This window comes from Phascolarctobacterium succinatutens YIT 12067 (assembly GCF_000188175.1).
In the GTDB taxonomy this organism is placed as follows: Bacteria; Bacillota; Negativicutes; order Acidaminococcales; family Acidaminococcaceae; genus Phascolarctobacterium_A; species Phascolarctobacterium_A succinatutens.
In genome coordinates this window covers 1-462 of sequence record NZ_GL830936.1, presented here as the reverse complement: position 1 = coordinate 462, position 462 = coordinate 1, and positions in this window count along the sequence as shown.

The window sequence follows — 462 nt, the reverse complement described above, 5'->3', positions numbered from 1 at the left end:
CCATACCAAGAACCACCGGGGAACTACAACGTCGGCCATATCAACGCCGATATCTTTAGCATTATACCATACCAAGAACCACCGGGGAACTACAACACTCTATTCTGCCTGCCCAGTATATCAACCATTATACCATACCAAGAAACCTCTACGTACAAAAAGAACTTCTTTTAAACAAACTTAACGTTGCTTGACATTCCCCTGTATTTCAAATACACTTAAACTAAGTTCTTCAAAACCGCAAGTAAGCCTATGCATCAAGCTCATTTACCTGCGGACAATTAAATAAGCAGTATATCCTGCAGATGCATCTTTTCTGCAGAAGCTTAAGCAAGGCCATTTATTTTTATCTGGTACATTCTAAGAGTAGTACAAACTGACGATTTTTTATCGTCAGGGTACTACTCTTTTTTGTTTTCAGGCGCTTTGCAACTGCTTATGTATTTTTTTATTCACTTGTGT